We start from the raw sequence: 18,408 nt of genomic DNA on the forward strand, positions 1-18,408 counted from the left end.
AAATATATTCGTATAAACTTAAAATTTATGGAATATATGAATTCAAGAACTGATGTTTTAGGGCATCCAAGGGGACTTTTATACTTATTTTTTGCTGAATTATGGGAACGCTTTTCTTTTTATGGAATGCGAGCTTTATTGGTGTTGTATATGACAAAACATTTGCTTTTTTCTGATGAAATGTCTTTTGGTGTGTATGCAGCATATATGTCGTTAGTGTATGTGACTCCTATGATAGGAGGTATGCTTGCTGATAAAATATTAGGATTTAGAAAAGCAATTGTTTTAGGAGGTGTGTTAATGGCGTTAGGACATTTCTTTTTGACATTTGAACATCCGATATTTTTTTATGGTTCGTTATCTTTAATTATCGTTGGAAACGGTTTTTTTAAACCCAATATATCTTCGTTTGTTGGAAAGTTATATGCTGATGGAGATAATAGGAGAGATGCAGGATTTACCATATTTTATATGGGAATTAATATTGGTGGAGCAGTAGCTCCATTATTATGTGCTTGGTTAGCTGAATTATATGGTTGGCATTATGGATTTGTTTTGGCTGGAATAGGAATGTTGTTAGGCTTGTTAGTTTTTAAAGGTGGACTTAAGAAAAATGTTTTTGAAGATAAAGGCTTAGTACCAAATCAAGAATTATTTGATGAGAAACAATTTGGAGTAAAAAAAGGAAACTTAATAACAATTGCAGCACTTTTGTCTGTTCCTGTATTTGCATTGATAGTTTATTACCATGAGTTTGAGCATTACTTAGTTTGGATTGTTTCGTTATTTCTGATATTGTTTTTAATTAAGATTTTACGAACTGTAACTTCAAAAGAACGTAAAAAACTTTCTGTAGCTATATTTTTTACCGTTTTGTATACATTGTTTGCAGCAATTTTTGAACAAGCAGGTAGTTCACTGACTTTATTTGCAGATAGAAATGTCAACTTAGTAGGAATAAATGCAGCTCAAACAAATAGTATTAATTCTACTTTTATAATTCTAATGGCAGTCCCATTTTCAATGCTTTGGGGGTATTTGCATAAAATACATAAGAATCCAAACTCTGTTATAAAATTTGGATTAGGGTTATTGTTTTTAGGGGTAGGTTTTATAACTTTTGGTTTGTCAGGTTATCAAGTTGATGAATTAGCTAAAACTCCAATGATGTATTTGATTTTAGGGTACTTTATACTAACAACAGGAGAACTGTTTTTATCTCCTATTGGATTATCTAAAATGACAGAGTTATCTCCAGTAAAGTACATTGCTTTTATAATGGGCGTATGGTTTTCAGCAAACTTTTATGGTCATTTTTTTGCAGGTAAAATAGCCAATTTAACAACAGTTGTTAACGGTAGTTTAGGAGTATTTTCTAAGGGCTTTTTTGGAAAAGTAACTGAATTATTAACCGGTTTATCATCCACAACCGTTATGGGGCAACCTGAGGTTTTTCACCAATTGTATTCATATGTTTCTGTGTATGCCAACCTAGGAGTAATATCAGTAATAATAGGTTTATTAGTCATTGCTTTTTATAAGCCTGTAAAAAAATGGATGTTTGAAGTACATTAAAACTAAAAAAGCCTCAGAAATTACTCTGAGGCTTTCAAATATATGTTTAATCGGTTTTTATTTAAAAACAGATGTAATGTTTAAAGCAACTTCATCCCAAGTTTTAGAAACACCATCAGCACCTTTATGTAAGTCTTTACATGCAGTATTTAAAGACTCTAATGCTTTATTAGCTTGCCAGTCTGTAATTTTCATAGTTGCATTTAAACTAAACTTTTTTCCGTTTAATGTGTAGTTAAAAGGAAGTTTTTTACTAACACCATTCATGGTAATATTAGCATAACCAATAGAGTCATTTTCTAGAACTAATTTTCCAGAAAGTAATTCAGTTTTATCCATTACTCCAAAGAAAAACTTTTTAATTTTAAAGTCTCTACTAGTGTCTTTTGTGAAAATACTACTTACAGGAATAGAAAATTCAGCATTATTTATAGCGTCTTTAGCTGTGTTAGCTTCACCACCAGCGGTAATGTTTACTTTTTTAAATTCTCCATTTACTGGTATTTTCTCAGTAGTTTTGTAAGCTGTCCAGTTTATAACATTGTCAGCATCTTGTAATACGAATGCAGCCTTGTTTTCTACTTTAATTTCCTTATTTGTAGTTTTTGTTTCTTTTTTTGCTTCAGATTTACAAGATGTCATTTGAAAAGCTGTAAAACAAATAACTAAAGAATAAACGATTTTTTTCATGAGGTTTATTTTATAATTGAGTTTACTAGTTTAATGTATTCTTTTTTTGCTTCTGACTCACTCATACCTCTAAGCTGCATCCAAGCATTAAATTTAAAGGCATTTCGTAAGTCACTATTATCATTAAATGTAAACCTGTCTCCTTTTACAGCTTGTTTATAGTAAGCATATAAACGTAGCATAACATCAGGAGGAAGCTTTTCCTCTAGTTTAGATGCTTTTTGATAAGCTTCTTTAAACTTTAAATCTAAATCATCTTTCATAATTGAGGTTTGTGCCTATAGATAGTTTACATTATGTAATGAATGTACAAATATACGAAGGGAGCAAGGAAAAACAAGCTGTCTAGCCTATCTAATAAGCCTCCATGACCTGGCATAATTGTACCACTATCTTTCACGTTAGCTTGTCTTTTAAACTTAGATTCTACTAAATCCCCTAAAGAACCAAAAATAGCAACTATGATAGCAATAACTATCCAGTTTAAGATAGAAAAAATTCCAGAGTATTGACCAATAGCAAAACCTGCAATTATTGAAAATAATAAACCGCCTATAAACCCTTCAATTGTTTTTTTAGGAGATACTTTTTCAAATAATTTTCGTTTTCCAAAATTTTTACCCACTAAAAAGGCAAAACTATCATTAGTCCAAATAATAAATATTATATAAATAACTATGTTTGGATGATAAGAACCATTAATGAAAGGAAGGTTCATTAAGAAGTAAAATGGTAATACTAAATATATAACTTGTAAAAAAAGTTTTTTAGCTAAAGTATCTGTTTTAATTAGTTTGGAGCTAATAAGTAAATAAATCAAAGCAGTAGATCCAACTATAGTAATGCCAAATAAAAAATCAGTGTACTTAAAAGTTGTATTCTTAAAAGTTAAATAAACAACACTAGCTAAAAGTATATATGGAATTATATTTTTTGTTTGTATAATTTTAGAAAGTTCCCAAATACAAACAGTAGCAAACAAAGCAAGTAATCCTATGTATGTTTCTGCAGAAAAAAGAATAGCAGAAATAAATAGAATAGCATAAACAAGTGCGGAAAGACTTCTTACAAAAAGGTTAGACATATTTTAAAGGTCTTCAAAGAGCAGCAAATATAAATCTTTTGTGTTATTATTACCATAACTCAAAAAATTATCATCCTCAACTTCAAATTTATAATTCTTAACAGAACTAATATTTGTTGGAATATTACCGCTAAAATGTGTTTTAATACCTGTTAATCCTTCTCCAGTGTTTTTTACAAGCTGGCTCGTAGTTGCATAAACTATAAAATGTTTAGAAAGAGAAGCTATTTTATGACTGCCTAATTGATTGGATGAAAATAAAATTTCTCCTTTATCGGCAATTAAATGTTCACAAGAAGTAAAAAAAGGTACAGATTCTGAGGAATGGTTTTGTACAGAAATATCAATTTTTTCAGTAATCTTTAATAAATCAAAATCGGTACAAGTAATTTTGCGCCAATTGTTTTCTTGTAAGATGTTCTTTAAATTATTACTTACTTCGTTTATTGATGTACAGTATAAAAATTTTCCTCCTTTATTAATAAAATGATGAACAAAAGAATCATCTAAAGACAAATAAACTTCTTGTTCGTTGGCTTTTTTTTCTTTAGATGATTCTTGATATATTTTAAATATTTTTTTGAAAAAATTCATTAAAATAAAAACTATTCTTCTGTTGTAATTTGAGGTTTTTCTTCTTTTCCAAAAGGTCTGTCTCCAAATATTTTTACTAAATCGTCTTTAAATATAACTTCTTTTTCAAGTAATAAATCAGCTAATTCAGTTAATTTATCTCTGTTTTGATCTAGTATGTCAACAGCTCTTTTGTATTGATTCTCTATTATTTCAGAGATTTCTTCATCAATTTTTTGTGCAGTTGCTTCACTGTATGGTTTTACAAATGAATCATTACCTGAAGAATCATAGTAAGTAACGTTTCCTACTTTATCATTTAAGCCATAAACAGTAACCATAGCTCGAGCTTGTTTAGTAACCTTTTCTAAATCACTTAACGCTCCAGTTGAGATTTTATTAAAAATTAGTTTTTCAGCTGCTCTACCTCCCATAGTAGCACACATCTCATCAAGCATTTGTTCTGTTTGAACAATTTTTCTCTCTTCAGGAAGGTACCAAGCAGCTCCTAACGATTGACCACGAGGAACAATAGTTACTTTTACTAAAGGGGCAGCATGTTCTAACATCCAACTAACAGTTGCGTGACCAGCTTCATGAAAAGCAATTACTTTCTTTTCTTTAGGAGTAATAACCTTATTTTTCTTTTCTAATCCACCTACGATTCTATCAACAGCATCTAAAAAGTCTTGATGTTCAATAGCTTCTTTACCTTTTCTAGCAGCAATTAAAGCGGCTTCATTACACAAGTTAGCGATATCTGCACCTGAGAATCCAGGTGTTTGTTGTGCTAAAAATTCTAAATCGGCATTAGCAGCTAATTTCAAAGGTTTAATGTGAACCTCAAAAATTTCTCTACGTTCGTGTAGGTCTGGTAAGTCAACATAAATTTGACGATCAAAACGACCAGCACGCATCAAAGCTTTGTCTAATACATCAGCGCGGTTGGTAGCAGCTAATACAATTACATTAGTATCAGTACCAAAACCATCCATTTCAGTTAATAATTGGTTTAAGGTATTCTCACGTTCGTCATTACCACCAGTCATACTGTTCTTACCTCTAGCACGTCCAATAGCATCAATTTCATCAATAAAAATGATTGAAGGAGATTTTTGTTGTGCTTGTTTAAATAAGTCACGTACACGTGAGGCACCAACACCAACAAACATTTCAACAAAATCTGAACCAGATAAAGAGAAAAAAGGAACTCCAGCTTCACCAGCAACAGCTTTTGCTAATAAGGTTTTACCTGTACCAGGAGGTCCTACTAATAAAGCTCCTTTAGGAATTTTACCTCCTAATTTGGTGTATTTTTCAGGGCTCTTTAAGAAGTCTACAATTTCTTGAACTTCTTCTTTAGCACCTTCTAAGCCAGCTACATTTTTAAAGGTAGTTTTAACTTTAGTGTTTTCGTCAAAAAGCTTAGCTTTAGATTTACCAATGTTAAAAATTTGCCCTCCAGCACCACCGCCTCCAGCAGCACCAGACATTCTTCTCATAAAGAAAAGCCAAATAACAATCAATAAAATAAAAGGAAGGAAGCTAATAATGGTATCCATCATGCTAGTCCTTTCAACATTAACTTTATCGAAGTCAAGATTTTTATCCTCTTTTTCTTTGTTAATTTCATTTTCAAAATTTTGTAAATCACCAAAGTTGTAAGTGTAAAGAGGAGATCCTTTTCTGTAAAATGGAGAATCTGCTAGTTTTTTATGCTCTTCTTTTTTCTCAGCTTCAGGCTTTAAAAATATTTGAGCAACATTATTGTTTTCTACAACGATTTCTTTAATATCGTTTGCTTGAAGAATTTTAGTAAACTCGTTTTTTGTAATATTACGAGAACCTAAATTACCAGAATTAAAAAAGCTTAATCCTAGTAGGATAACTATTATTGGTATGTATAGCCAAAATGAATTAAAACTAAATTTTGGCGCATTTTTTTTATTATCACTCATAAAAAGGTGTATAAAATGTTAGCAATTATGCTGGGTTGATTTCTGTAATTTTTGCATCTCCCCAAAGGCTTTCAATATCGTAAAATTCACGAACTTGTTTTTGAAAGATGTGTACAACAACATTTACGTAATCCATAAGAACCCATTCAGAGTTTCCTTGCCCTTCAATGTGCCAAGGTTTATCTTTTAGTTCTTTACTTACTATTTTTTGTACAGAGCCGGAAATGGCATTAACTTGTGTGTTCGAATTAGCAGAACAAACTACAAAATAATCACAAACAGTGTTTTCTATCTCTCTTAGATCTAGTAATTGGATATCTTCTCCTTTTACATCATCAATCCCTTTAATAATCACAGCTAAAAGATCGTCTGTGTTTGTTTGTTTTATTGTCATTAAAAAAAATTAAGTTTTAGCAAAGTTATTATTTTTTTGCGAGTAATTTATGTAATATTGATACTTGTTTTACACGCTAAATTCATATGAAAATAATCAAACTTAATGCCATCGACTCTACCAACAGTTTTTTAAAGAATATGGTGTCAAAAGTGGTAGTTGATGATTTTACGGTGGTAGTCGCAAAAACACAAACTAAAGGTAGAGGTCAAATGAACTCTGAATGGGTTGTTGAAGAGGGAAAAAACCTTACTTTTAGTGTGTTTTCAAGGTTTGTAGGGTTAAATATTCGAGAGCACAAGTACTTAAATTTTAGTGTTTCATTAAGTGTTTTTCAAGCTTTAAAAGCATTAGGAATACCAAACTTGTCGGTAAAATGGCCAAACGACATTCTGTCAGGAAATAAAAAAATAGTGGGTATATTAATTGAAAATACTCTTAAAGGGAATGATTTAGTGTCTTCTGTAATTGGTATAGGGGTCAATGTAAATCAAGCATCATTTCCCGAAAATTTACCAAATGCGTCTTCTATAAAAATGATTCTAGGAAAAGAGTTTGATTTAGAAATGTTGCTAGAAAGCATTTTAATGAAGCTAAAAGATTATTTTAATCTCTTAGAAAAAAAAGAATATGACTTACTAGAAAAGGCTTACTTAAAAGTATTGTATAAAAAAAATGTTCCAACAATGTTTAAAAATAGTCAGAACACTTTATTTATGGGGAAAATTATTGGAGTTTCAAAAAGTGGAAACCTCCAAATAGAATTAGAAAATGAAACGATTCAAGAATTTGGTTTGAAAGAAGTTTCGTTTGCCACTTTATAGCTTTTCTAAATTTTCAGTTAGCGTACCAATAAACTTTGTTAATGGTGCTTTAACCATCATAGCCATCATAGCATTAAATTCGCCATTAAACTTTAAAGTAACTTTACTTTCACTATCGTTAATTTCATTAATATCAGCAGCTAATGTAAAAGGTAGTTTACTGCTTGCAGCACCTAAAGTAACATTAGAATATTCTGTTTTTTCTTTCATGATTAAGCGAATTTCTGGCATACCTTTTAAACCAAAAATAAAGCTGTCACCATCAACCTCGAATTTTTGAGTGTTTTCAGGCATTAGTTGTTCAAAGTTTTCTAATTTAGTTAGAAACTCAAATAAATCTTTAGATGATTTTTTTACAGTAACTGTATTTCCTTCTATATTCATTGTTGTGCTGTTATTTATTGTTTTGATTCCATTCACTAGGAGCAATTCTCCAATCTTCTAATGTTCGAAGTTCTTCACTAGTAATATATTTACTATCTAAGGCTTGTTCTAATAAATGTTCATAATTACTCAAAGTAGTAAGTTCTACTTTATCATTTTTAAAATTCTCAGTGGCAATATTAAATCCGTAAGAAAAAATAGCTATCATTCCTTTTACATTGGTATGTGCTTCTTTAAGTGCTTTTACAGCATTTAAACTACTTTTTCCTGTACTAATTAAATCCTCAATCACTACAACGTTTTGACCACTTTCTATATGTCCTTCAATTTGATTTTGTCTACCATGTTTTTTGGGTTCTGGTCTAACGTACACAAAAGGTACTCCAAGTTCTTGAGCAACTAATATACCAATAGCAATAGCACCAGTAGCAACACCTGCAATAACATCAGGTTTACCGTGTTTTTCTTCTACCAGTTTAGCAATTTCTTGTTTTAAAAAGTTTCTAACAGGAGGGTATGATAGCGTGATTCTATTATCACAGTAAATAGGTGATTTCCAGCCAGAAGCCCATGTGAAAGGTTCTTGGGGACTTAATTTTATAGCCTTAATTTGCAAAAGAAGCTCGGCAGTTTTTTTTGCTGTATCTTTGTTAAAATCCATAGCGCAAATGTATAAAGTTTTTGTTAATGATAAACCAATAATCTTTACAACTTCATTTAAAAATGAAGAAGATTTTCCAGTTTATATTTACAAAAATACAATTATTCAAGAACTTATTTATAAGTTAAAAGTAGGTAAGTTAAACGGTTTTTATATCTATTCTAATAATTTAATTGAAGATTGGAAAGATTTTAAGGTTAAATTTAAAGTAATAATTGCTGCTGGAGGTTTGGTTTTAAACGGAAGTAAAAAAGTATTGTTTATTTACAGAGGAAATAAATGGGATTTACCCAAAGGACGTGTTGAGGAAGGAGAGAACTTAATGGAAGCAGCAATAAGAGAAGTGGAAGAAGAATGTGGTATTGAAAAACTAATTATTAATAAAGAACTCCTTATTACATACCATTTGTTTATACAACAAAATGAATATCGATTAAAAGAAACACACTGGTATTTAATGTTTTCTAATTATGAAGGAAGTTTAACCCCTCAATTAGAAGAAGGTATTACAAAAGCAGAGTTTAAAAATAAAAAAGAAACAATTGAAGCATTACAGAATACATTTGCTAATATAGTAATGGTCTATGAATCTTATCTAGATAACATCGATTAATGACACTCTGTCATAAAAAATGATTGGTTTTGTGTCTTTTTCTGTCAAAATACAAATAAAAAACCAATGGCATACACTTTGACTAATACTACTCGTAAAATTGAATTTAAAACTTAAAAAAAGATAAATAAAGATTATGAGTAAAATTATAGGTATAGATTTAGGTACTACGAACTCATGTGTGTCTGTGATGGAAGGTAATGAGCCTGTAGTAATTCCAAATGCAGAAGGAAAAAGAACAACCCCTTCTATAGTTGCATTTGTAGAAGGAGGTGAACGTAAAGTAGGAGATCCTGCAAAGCGTCAAGCAGTAACAAACCCAACTAAAACAGTTTATTCTATTAAACGTTTTATGGGGAATAAATATTCTGAGTCTCAAAGAGAAGCAGAAAGAGTTCCTTATGAGGTAGCAAAAGGTGATAACGATACACCAAGAGTTAAAATTGATGATCGTATGTATACACCTCAGGAAATTTCTGCAATGATATTACAGAAAATGAAGAAAACTGCTGAAGATTACTTAGGTCAAGGAGTTTCTGAAGCTGTAATTACTGTGCCAGCATATTTTAACGATGCTCAACGTCAGGCAACTAAAGAAGCAGGAGAGATTGCAGGACTAAAGGTTCGTCGTATTATTAACGAGCCTACAGCTGCAGCTTTAGCTTATGGATTAGATAAAGCAAATGATGATAAGAAAATTGTAGTATTTGACTTTGGTGGAGGTACACATGATGTTTCTATCTTAGAATTAGGAGATGGAGTATTTGAAGTATTAGCTACTGATGGAGATACGCACTTAGGAGGCGATGATGTAGATGAAAAAATCATTAACTGGTTAGCAGATGAGTTTAATGCTGAAGAAAATATGGATTTACGTAAAGATCCTATGGCATTACAACGTTTAAAAGAAGCTGCTGAAAAAGCGAAGATAGAATTATCAAGCACAACTTCTACAGAAATTAACTTACCATATATCACTGCTACAGCTAGTGGACCAAAGCACTTGGTAAGAACGTTAAGTAGAGCTAAGTTTGAGCAATTAATTGACGATTTAGTAAAAAGAACTATCGAGCCTTGTCAAACAGCGTTAAAAAATGCTGATCTATCAACTTCTGATATCGATGAAATCATTTTAGTAGGAGGTTCAACTCGTATTCCTGCAATTCAAGAAGCAGTTGAGAAGTTCTTCGGAAAAGCGCCAAGTAAAGGAGTAAATCCAGACGAAGTTGTATCGTTAGGAGCAGCAATTCAAGGAGGAGTGTTAACTGGTGATGTAAAAGACGTATTATTATTAGATGTAACACCATTATCATTAGGAATTGAAACAATGGGTAATGTATTTACAAAGTTAATCGATGCAAATACAACCATTCCAACTAAAAAGTCGCAAGTATTCTCTACAGCAGTAGATAACCAACCATCGGTAGATATTCACGTATTACAAGGTGAAAGAGCGATGGCAGCAGATAACAAAACAATTGGTCGTTTCCAATTAACAGATATTCCACCAGCACCAAGAGGAGTTCCTCAAATTGAAGTAACTTTTGATATTGATGCAAACGGGATCATCAACGTATCTGCAGCGGATAAAGCAACAGGTAAATCTCAAAACATCCGTATCGAAGCTTCTTCTGGATTAACAGATGAAGAAATTCAAAAGATGAAAGCAGATGCAGAAGCAAATGCAGATGCAGATGCAAAGGCTAAAGAAACTGCAGATAAAATTAACGGAGCAGATTCTATGATTTTCCAAACTGAAAAGCAATTAAAAGAGTTTGGTGATAAATTATCAGCAGATAAGAAAGAACCAATCGAGGCTGCTTTAGAAGAGTTAAAGAAAGCACACGAATCTAAAGACCTTGCTGCTATCGATGCTGCAATGGAAAAGATTAACGAAGCTTGGAAAGTTGCTTCTGAAGAGATGTATAAAGCACAACAAGATGCACAAGCAAATGGAGCTGGTGCGCAAGGAAGTGCAGATGCAGGAGCTTCAGCTGAAGGAGGAGATAATGTAGAAGATGTAGATTTTGAAGAAGTAAAATAAATTTGATTGTATTATCCTAAAAAGCATTACAAGTTTTATTAGGACTGTAGATGTAAAAAAGCTCGTCATTTGACGGGCTTTTTTGTTTTTAAATAGGTATTAGGTGTTTTAGAAAAAAAAAAAAGTGTTTTAGAAAAAGATAAAATCACTTCAGCAGTTTTTTCACTGTAAGAGGTGTCCTGTGTGTAATTTTACTTCCAATATAAGGGAGAAGTGCTTTATAACTATAAGGAAGCACAAAAAATAAATCAGAAAAATAAACACACATGAGAAAAAAAATTAACATGTATGCAAGTGCTATTCTTTTTGTACTTGTAAGTATCACAAGTTGTGATAAGGATGAAGAAATTATTCCAGCAGAGTTTTCTATTACTGATATAGAAAAGGATTTTGGAGCAGTAGAAGTAGAACAAACTATTAACTATTCGTTTAAAGTAACAAATGAGGGAGGTTCAGATTTAGAAATAGATGAATTTGTATTAAAAGGAACAAATGCTGCTGATTTTTCAACTAGTGCAGTACCAAAAGTAATTAAAAAGGAAGAATCGTATACTTTTGAAATTACCTTTGCTCCTTTAACAGAAGGAGAAAAAAAGGCTATCTTAGAAATTACGACTAATATTGGGAAAAAAGAAGTAAAAGTAACAGGAATTGCAAAACCAAAACCATTACCAGGTGTTGATTTAAGTGAAACGGCTTTGGTTTTTGGAAACGTAGAGATTAATCAAACAAAAGACGCTACGTTTACTATAACTAATAGTGGAGATGCAGACTTAGAAATTACAGGCTTTGAAATAAAAGGGACCAATGCTGCTAACTTTTCAACTTCAGCAACAACAGAAACTTTAGCTGCAGGAGAAACTAAAACCATTACGGTAGTATTTGAGCCAACCAATGTAGGAGAAAAAACAGCAAGTTTAGAGGTGACAACTAATGCAGGTGTTAAAGCCATTGCCTTAAGCGGTAAAGCTACAGCAACACCTATGTCAGTTATAGAGTTTAGTGAATCACCTATAAGTTTTGGGAATGTTGAAGTAGGTGAAGACTTATCTAAAAATATTATAGTTTCTAATACAGGAAATACAGATTTAGAGATTACTAATGTGAATATTATAGGAGGTAGTTCATCATCATCTTTTACAGTAATAGGAGGAACAAGTTCATTAATAAGAACTATTGCTCCAGGTGATACATATACTTTTGAAGTTAAGTTCACGCCAAGTTCACAAGGATTTGCTTCAGCATCTATTAGATTTTTTAATAACTCTAGTGAAAATGAAGTGTTTTTACCAATGAATGGAACAGGAACAGCGCCAGCACAACCTGCAATTGCTTTTAGTGAAACAGGATTGAACTTTGGTGATGTTACTGTAGGGAACTCTGGAAATGATTTAACTTTTGCTATTCAGAATAATGGTCAAGGAAATTTAGAGGTAAGTAATATTAGAATGAGCGGAGCCAATGCTAATAACTTTACTTTGGTAAATGTATCTGCACCACAAACGATTGCTCCTAATAGCTTTTATGAGGTAACAGCACGTTTTACACCACAATCTGAAGGACAAAAGCAGGCAATGATAGTTGTAGAAAGTAATGATCCTACAAAACCGAGTTATGCTATTATTATTAGTGGAAAGGGGTTGCAAGCTGCTACAGGTAATATTGTAAACATACCAGATGCCAACTTTAAGTCAGCATTGGTAGGGGATTCATCGATAAATACAAATGGAGATGGTGAAATTCAGGTTTCAGAAGCACAAGCTTACACAGGTGTCATTCGTGTAGATGGTCTTAGTATTTCAGATGTTACTGGTTTAGAGGTTTTTGAAAATATTTCACAATTTCATGCAATGAACAACTCTTTAACAAGTATAGATTTAAGCCAAAACACAGCAATAACACATTTGTCGTTAAAAAACAATAACTTAACTTCATTAGATCTTTCAGCTAATACAGCTTTACAAACAATATTAATTCAGCAAAATAGTATTAGTACAATAGATTTAACAAATCATTCTAGCTTAGTGAATTTTCAATGTGGAGGTAACAATATTTCTACGTTAGTGTTACCTACTATTGCAAACGGTTTAAGAACTTTATATTTAGAACAGAATCAAATTAGTACGTTAGATGTTTCTATGTATCCAGATTTAAGAACACTTGTTGCTTATAATAACAACTTATCAAGCATGGATATTTCTAATAATTCAAGAGTAATTTCATTGCATTTAAGAAATAATAATTTAACAAGTTTAAACGTAGCAAATGGTAATAATGTAAATTTCATTTATATGATTGCAGATGGAAATGATAACTTAACATGTATTCAACATGATGCTGGTTTTGATCCTTTGAATCCACCAAATACACAAGCAAACCAATGGGTTAAGCCATCTGGAGCTTCTTGGAATACAGTCGCATGTCAATAAAAAACATTCCCTTTAAATAGTAATTCAAGAAAGAAAGTTACCTGTGTAAAAAGCAGGTAGCTTCTAATAGCATAAAAACAATAATAGAAATGAAAAAATATACAATATTAGTTTGTTTATTCTTAGCTAGTTTTTTGTTTCATCAAACAGCCAATGCTCAGTTTGGTAACATGTTAAAAAAAGCTAAGCAAAAAGTAACAAAAAAAATAGAAGAGAAAGCTTCTTCATCAATAGAAAAATCAACTACAAGTTCAGATACTAATTCAACGTCTAATACAAATGAGTATTCAGATGAAGAGTTTAAGAAAGAGTTAGCTAAAAAGTATCCCAACGATAAAGAAAAGCAAGATTTTTATTTTAAAAAGTATAAAGAATATCAACAAAAACAAGTAGCGGAAAAAGAAGCCTTATTAGCTAAAGAAAATAGTAAAGGAACAGTTGTGAGCGAAATTCCTTCACCTATAGAAAGTAGTGAAAATGATAAATTTAAAGACAATCAAATTTATGTATTAAACAGAACGAAATTTAAAAAAATGCCTGCTTATGATGGTGGTTTTTCTGATAAGATGGAACTGTCTGGTTACTACCATTTATCACAATACTTTGTTAGAAATCCTTCAAGTCATTTTGATAGCAATCCAGGTGATATTTACGAAGGCTTTTCTATTGAATATGATCCAACATCATATCAATTAAATGCATATTTTTCACCAAACCAAAAACGTTATGGTGTGGTTCCTGAAAAATATAGAAAATCTGCCGATAAAGGTAATATTCAGTTCCAATTTGGAATGGGAGGCGGACCAGAATGGACTAATGCTAATGTTCTTTTATTGGAACCAGGAGTATTATTAATTGGAGCAGAGGTATATCATAAAAACGATAACGTTGGTCATAAGTGGATGAATAATGCTCAACCAAAGCAGTTTGTAATTGCTGCAAAAAATCCAGAAAAAATTAAGAAGTATTATAAAAATCCTGAATTAACATCTCAAACAACTTTTGCTAAGTTTGATAACTTACGTAAAGATTGGTTAGGAGCAAAGTTAAATAGTGTAACAATGCCAGCAAAAGGAAGTTTTGATAAAAACTCAGCAATTAAAAATGCAGCTGTAAGTGGATTGAATAAATATTATGGTAAAATGAGTATGAAAAATATATATCAATACATGACATCTGATAAATGGTCAACTGTAAAACATAAGGTAACAGGGGTACCTTTATATCAATGGGCTGTAGGAGCTGTTGTACAGAAAAATTCAGATGGGCAATGTATGTTGCAACAGTTTATAGTAAGAAAAGATTATGTAGGTGGAGGAAAATATGGGAGTCCTTTTTTTAATGGAATTAACAGAGGAAGTATTAGAGCTCCTTATGGAGGGTATGTAAAATGTGATGCTAAACCTAAAAACTAAAATACAGACTTTAAGTTAAGAATAGTTCTAAAAGGTGGTGTTTTGCGTATTATTGCATAACCACCTTTTTTTGTAATAAAATTAAATTTGTGAAAAAAACTTTTTATATACTAATCTTTATTTCTTTTCTCTTTGAAAATGTATTTTCACAGGAGCCTTTTTATACACAATTTACATCTGATGATGGATTAGTATCTTTAGCAAATTATAATATTATACAAGATAAAAATAACCTAGTTTGGGTTGGAGGGGAGCAAGGTTTGTTTTATTACAACGGTAAAAGATTTAGGCAAGTTAAAAATACTATTTCTACCACAAAAAGTATTTTTAACTTACAAATAGATAAGGAAGGACAAATTTGGTGTTCGACCATTTCAGGACATATTTATAAAGTAGTAAATAAAGAACTACAATTATTTAAAGATTTTTCAAATGAATTGAAAGGAGCATTTGCAAGCTTAATTGTTTTTAATGATGATGTGTTCTTTATATCACAAAGAAAAAGTTACCAAATAGATAAAAAAACTGCGTCGATAAAAAAAGACCTAAATGCCAATATTTCTAAAATAGCAAAAACAAAAAATGGTTTTTTTTACTACAATTTAAAAGAAACTAATACTATAACTCAAGTTTATGAAGAAAGTGGGCAAGCAGTTTTTAAAAAAATAAATTTTGATATAGAAAAAAACTTTTTAAATGAAGGAAAGCTTCAAATGTTTGAATGGTTTGATGATGTTGTTGTTAAAGTAGAAAAGGAGAACTCAAAGATATTTTCAGTTAATATACATACGAGAAAAATAACTACCACAAAACTTCCTGAAGCTCTTAAAAAAGCACAAGTTTATAATACCAAAAAGTTTAAAGAAAACTGGTTGTTAACATCAAAAGGTATTTATATAACTTTAAACAAAAACAAAGTAAATAATACTAAACAAATTTTTAAAGATTATCATATAACTGATGTTCTAAAAGATAATGAGAATAATTATTGGCTTGCAACACTGCAAAATGGAATTTTCGTTGTGCCAAGTTTAGAAATAACGAAGAAAAGTTTTGTGGAAATAAAAGAAGATATTATCTCAATAGAAACCATTGGTAATAATAGATTATTATTAGGAACTCAAAATGGTAACTTAATAGATTACAATACAGAAGATAATTATTATAAAATTATCAGTTTATCTAATCAACGACCTGTTAATAGAATAAAATATAATAAAAACCTACAAAAAGCATATATAAGCACAAACGGAACCAGTAGCTATACATATGATATAAAAAAGTTGAAAATTACTAATGTAGGAAATCAGTTTACCACAGCTAAAGGTTTTACGAAAATAAATAAAGACTCATTGGTGTATCTATCATATCGACGTGCTATTATTTATACTCAACTTTCTAGAAATAAAGACTATATAGTTTTAGAAAACAAAAGACCTATTAGTACTCATTACGATTCAAAAAACAAACTTATTTACGTTACTTATATTGATGGAACAGTAGCCTATAACAATAAATTACAAACTATTCCAGTACATCATCAAAATAAACCTATTATTTTTTCTGAATACACTCAAACTACTAACGGTAAAATATGGGCAACTACAAGAGATAAAATTTTAGCTTTAGAGGCAGGAAAAGTAACTGATAGCATAACCTGTTTAAACGGATTGTTAAAATCTCAAATAAAAGGAATTTTAGGGAAGGACAATTTTCTATGGATTGTTACTGAAAAAGGAATACAGCGATACGATACAGATAAAAAAATAATAAATACAATAAACTTAACTGATAAAAGTGCTATAAAATTTAAAACTCCAGTAATACAAAATAATTATTTATGGATACCTGGTAACAATTTTTAAGTAGAATAAACACATCTGTTCCAGAGTTAATAGAACCAAAATTAGCTCCGTTAGCCTACATAAGTAATGTTAAAATTGGAGGAATAGAACAAGAAATAAAAACAAAATACAAACTGCCTTACAAAACTAACGACATTACATTTAACTTTAATGCTAATGGATTTAAATCTAGTAGTAAAAATGTTTTTCAATATAAACTTTTAGGTTTTAATACAGAATGGCAAACATCTGAGTTAAACGATGATGTAGTAAGATATATTGGAATTCCATCAGGAAGATATAAGTTTTTACTTAGAACTAAAAGTTTAGATGGAAGTATAGGAAAAGAAAGTAAAGGAGTTAAAATAATTGTACAAAAGCCTTTTTGGGAAAGTTGGTGGTTTATTGTGACAATATTTATAATATCTGTTTTAGGAATAATAATATATTACCGAATTAAATTAAAATGGAAAGAAGAGGAAGGAGAACGAGAACTAGAAAGGGTAATTTTAGATAGTAGAATAAGTAAGTTAAGGCTAGAAAACTTACGCTCACAAATGAACCCTCATTTTATTTTTAATTCCTTAGGAGCTATTCAAGATTATGTAATGAAGAATGAGAAATATTTAGCAAGTGATTACTTAGTTAAATTTTCTCGTTTAATAAGAATGTATTTAAATCATAGTAGAGTAAATGTAATACTACTCAAAGAAGAACTTAGTTCACTCGAGATTTATATATCATTAGAGCAATTACGATTTGAAAATAAATTTAAGGTTCACTTCTTAGTAGATAAAAACATAAATAAAGATCAAATTGAAGTTCCGCCGTTGTTTATACAACCTTTTGTAGAAAATGCTATAAAACACGGACTTGTTCATAAGAAAGACCGAGGAAATTTATGGATAACAATAGAAGAAAATATTAACAAGGTTTTAATTATAACGATAAAAGATGATGGTGTTGGACGAAAAAAATCTTCAGAAATTAATAAGAAAAGAAAAGGGCATAAGTCTTTTGCTGTAAACGCTACCCAAGAGCGAGTTTCGTTGTATAAGAAAGAAAAGTTATTTGATATTTCAGTAGATTTTACGGATAAAGTAGATGAAAACAATAATGCTACAGGAACGATAGTAACACTAAAAATAAAAAGAATTTAATAATGAAAGCTTTAATAATTGATGATGAGGCAAAAGCACGTAGTGTAATGAAAACGATGCTTACAGAGTTTTTTCCTGAAATAAAAAATGTTATTACAGCAGATAACTTAGTAGATGGAGTAAAGTCAATTAAAGAAAACAATCCAGACATTGTTTTTTTAGATATTGAAATGCCTGAGTACTCAGGTTTAGAAATATTAGATTTTATTTCAGAGCCTATAGAGTTTCAATTAATTTTTACAACAGCATATCAACAATACGCATTAGAAGCACTAAAATTATCTGCAATAGATTATTTGGTAAAACCAATTGACAGAGAAGAGTTACGAGTAGCTATAAATAAAGCAAAAGTTAATATTAACCAAAAAAAGGTAACAGCACAATTTTCAGAGTTAAAAAAAGCCATTCAATCATTATCATCACATAAAATCGCTTTAGAAGTACCAGGAGAAATTATTTTTGTTTCGCATGAAGATATTTTATACTTAGAAGCAGATGGAATGTATACAAAAGTACATTTAGCAAATAGAGAAAGAGAATTAATTTGTAAACCACTAGCATACTTTGAAAATCAACTTCAGGGAAACAACTTATTTTTTAGATGTCATAGGTCTTACTTAATAAACCTTCATTATTTAGAAAAATTTGTTAAAAAAGACGGAGATTTTTTATTAATGCAAAATCAAACAACAATTCCTATTTCAAAAACAAAAAAGCAAGAATTTCTAAAAATTATAAAAGAAGTATTTTAGATTTGTAA

At 30.4% G+C, this 18,408-nt stretch carries 17 protein-coding genes; 9 read left to right on the forward strand and 8 right to left on the reverse strand.

The window, feature by feature from the left end:
- The first annotated feature begins 27 nt into the window (after positions 1–27).
- Positions 28–1,575: an oligopeptide:H+ symporter gene (locus ABMY20_RS07405; RefSeq protein WP_349264984.1), complete on the forward strand. Its 1,548-nt coding sequence runs from the start codon at positions 28–30 to the stop codon at positions 1,573–1,575.
- 57 nt (positions 1,576–1,632) lie between these two features.
- Here ABMY20_RS07405 and ABMY20_RS07410 read toward each other — a convergent pair whose 3' ends face one another.
- Genes ABMY20_RS07410 through rsfS form a run of 6 tightly spaced genes read right to left on the reverse strand, consistent with a single transcriptional unit; the run spans position 1,633 to position 6,274 of the window.
- On the reverse strand, positions 1,633–2,265 hold the full coding sequence (locus ABMY20_RS07410) for a YceI family protein (RefSeq protein WP_047789328.1): 633 nt from the start codon (positions 2,263–2,265) through the stop codon (positions 1,633–1,635).
- 5 nt (positions 2,266–2,270) lie between these two features.
- Entirely contained in the window at positions 2,271–2,528 is a 258-nt protein-coding gene (locus tag ABMY20_RS07415) for an acyl-CoA-binding protein (protein WP_047789327.1), read from the reverse strand.
- A gap of 26 nt (positions 2,529–2,554) precedes the next feature.
- Positions 2,555–3,349: a phosphatidate cytidylyltransferase gene (locus tag ABMY20_RS07420; RefSeq protein ID WP_047789326.1), complete on the reverse strand. Its 795-nt coding sequence runs from the start codon at positions 3,347–3,349 to the stop codon at positions 2,555–2,557.
- Positions 3,350–3,352: 3 nt separating this feature from the next.
- The gene (locus ABMY20_RS07425) at positions 3,353–3,943 is read right to left on the reverse strand and encodes a hypothetical protein (RefSeq protein WP_047789325.1); all 591 of its coding nucleotides are present in this window, start codon (positions 3,941–3,943) and stop codon (positions 3,353–3,355) included.
- An 11-nt stretch (positions 3,944–3,954) separates the two neighbouring features.
- Positions 3,955–5,880 (reverse strand): ATP-dependent zinc metalloprotease FtsH, encoded by a 1,926-nt coding sequence (ftsH, locus tag ABMY20_RS07430; protein WP_047789324.1) that lies wholly within the window; start codon positions 5,878–5,880, stop codon positions 3,955–3,957.
- A 25-nt stretch (positions 5,881–5,905) separates the two neighbouring features.
- Positions 5,906–6,274 (reverse strand): ribosome silencing factor, encoded by a 369-nt coding sequence (rsfS, locus tag ABMY20_RS07435; protein WP_047789323.1) that lies wholly within the window; start codon positions 6,272–6,274, stop codon positions 5,906–5,908.
- A gap of 86 nt (positions 6,275–6,360) precedes the next feature.
- Here rsfS and ABMY20_RS07440 point away from each other — a divergent pair, with 86 nt between their 5' ends.
- A complete protein-coding gene (locus ABMY20_RS07440) occupies positions 6,361–7,098 on the forward strand; it encodes a biotin--[acetyl-CoA-carboxylase] ligase (RefSeq protein WP_159615708.1) in 738 nt (245 codons plus the stop codon).
- Here the strand turns inward: ABMY20_RS07440 and ABMY20_RS07445 are convergent.
- Both ABMY20_RS07445 and pyrE read right to left on the reverse strand, forming a co-directional pair.
- Positions 7,093–7,482 carry an orotate phosphoribosyltransferase gene (locus tag ABMY20_RS07445; protein ID WP_047789390.1) on the reverse strand — a complete coding sequence of 130 codons (390 nt, stop codon included), beginning with the start codon at positions 7,480–7,482 and terminating at the stop codon, positions 7,093–7,095. The genes ABMY20_RS07440 and ABMY20_RS07445 overlap by 6 nt on opposite strands.
- 10 nt (positions 7,483–7,492) lie before the next feature.
- Positions 7,493–8,143 (reverse strand): orotate phosphoribosyltransferase, encoded by a 651-nt coding sequence (gene pyrE, locus ABMY20_RS07450; protein ID WP_047789321.1) that lies wholly within the window; start codon positions 8,141–8,143, stop codon positions 7,493–7,495.
- A gap of 7 nt (positions 8,144–8,150) precedes the next feature.
- On the opposite strand from pyrE, the gene ABMY20_RS07455 reads away from it, so the two are divergent.
- From ABMY20_RS07455 to ABMY20_RS07485, 7 genes are all read left to right on the forward strand, one after another.
- Entirely contained in the window at positions 8,151–8,756 is a 606-nt protein-coding gene (locus tag ABMY20_RS07455; RefSeq protein ID WP_159492505.1) for an NUDIX domain-containing protein, read from the forward strand.
- A 136-nt stretch (positions 8,757–8,892) separates the two neighbouring features.
- Entirely contained in the window at positions 8,893–10,800 is a 1,908-nt protein-coding gene (dnaK, locus tag ABMY20_RS07460) for a molecular chaperone DnaK (protein WP_047789320.1), read from the forward strand.
- A gap of 266 nt (positions 10,801–11,066) precedes the next feature.
- On the forward strand, positions 11,067–13,229 hold the full coding sequence (locus ABMY20_RS07465; RefSeq protein WP_082118647.1) for a choice-of-anchor D domain-containing protein: 2,163 nt from the start codon (positions 11,067–11,069) through the stop codon (positions 13,227–13,229).
- A gap of 89 nt (positions 13,230–13,318) precedes the next feature.
- Entirely contained in the window at positions 13,319–14,644 is a 1,326-nt protein-coding gene (locus ABMY20_RS07470; RefSeq protein ID WP_349264985.1) for a hypothetical protein, read from the forward strand.
- 89 nt (positions 14,645–14,733) lie between these two features.
- On the forward strand, positions 14,734–16,509 hold the full coding sequence (locus ABMY20_RS07475) for a hypothetical protein (RefSeq protein ID WP_349264986.1): 1,776 nt from the start codon (positions 14,734–14,736) through the stop codon (positions 16,507–16,509).
- 386 nt (positions 16,510–16,895) lie between these two features.
- Entirely contained in the window at positions 16,896–17,648 is a 753-nt protein-coding gene (locus ABMY20_RS07480; RefSeq protein WP_349264987.1) for a histidine kinase, read from the forward strand.
- 2 nt (positions 17,649–17,650) lie between these two features.
- Positions 17,651–18,400, forward strand: coding sequence for a LytTR family DNA-binding domain-containing protein (locus ABMY20_RS07485; RefSeq protein ID WP_047789316.1), 750 nt, complete (start codon positions 17,651–17,653; stop codon positions 18,398–18,400).
- The last annotated feature ends 8 nt before the right edge of the window (positions 18,401–18,408 follow it).

The organism is Tenacibaculum sp. SSH1-16, assembly GCF_040104435.1.
Classification (GTDB): Bacteria; Bacteroidota; Bacteroidia; order Flavobacteriales; family Flavobacteriaceae; genus Polaribacter; species Polaribacter mesophilus.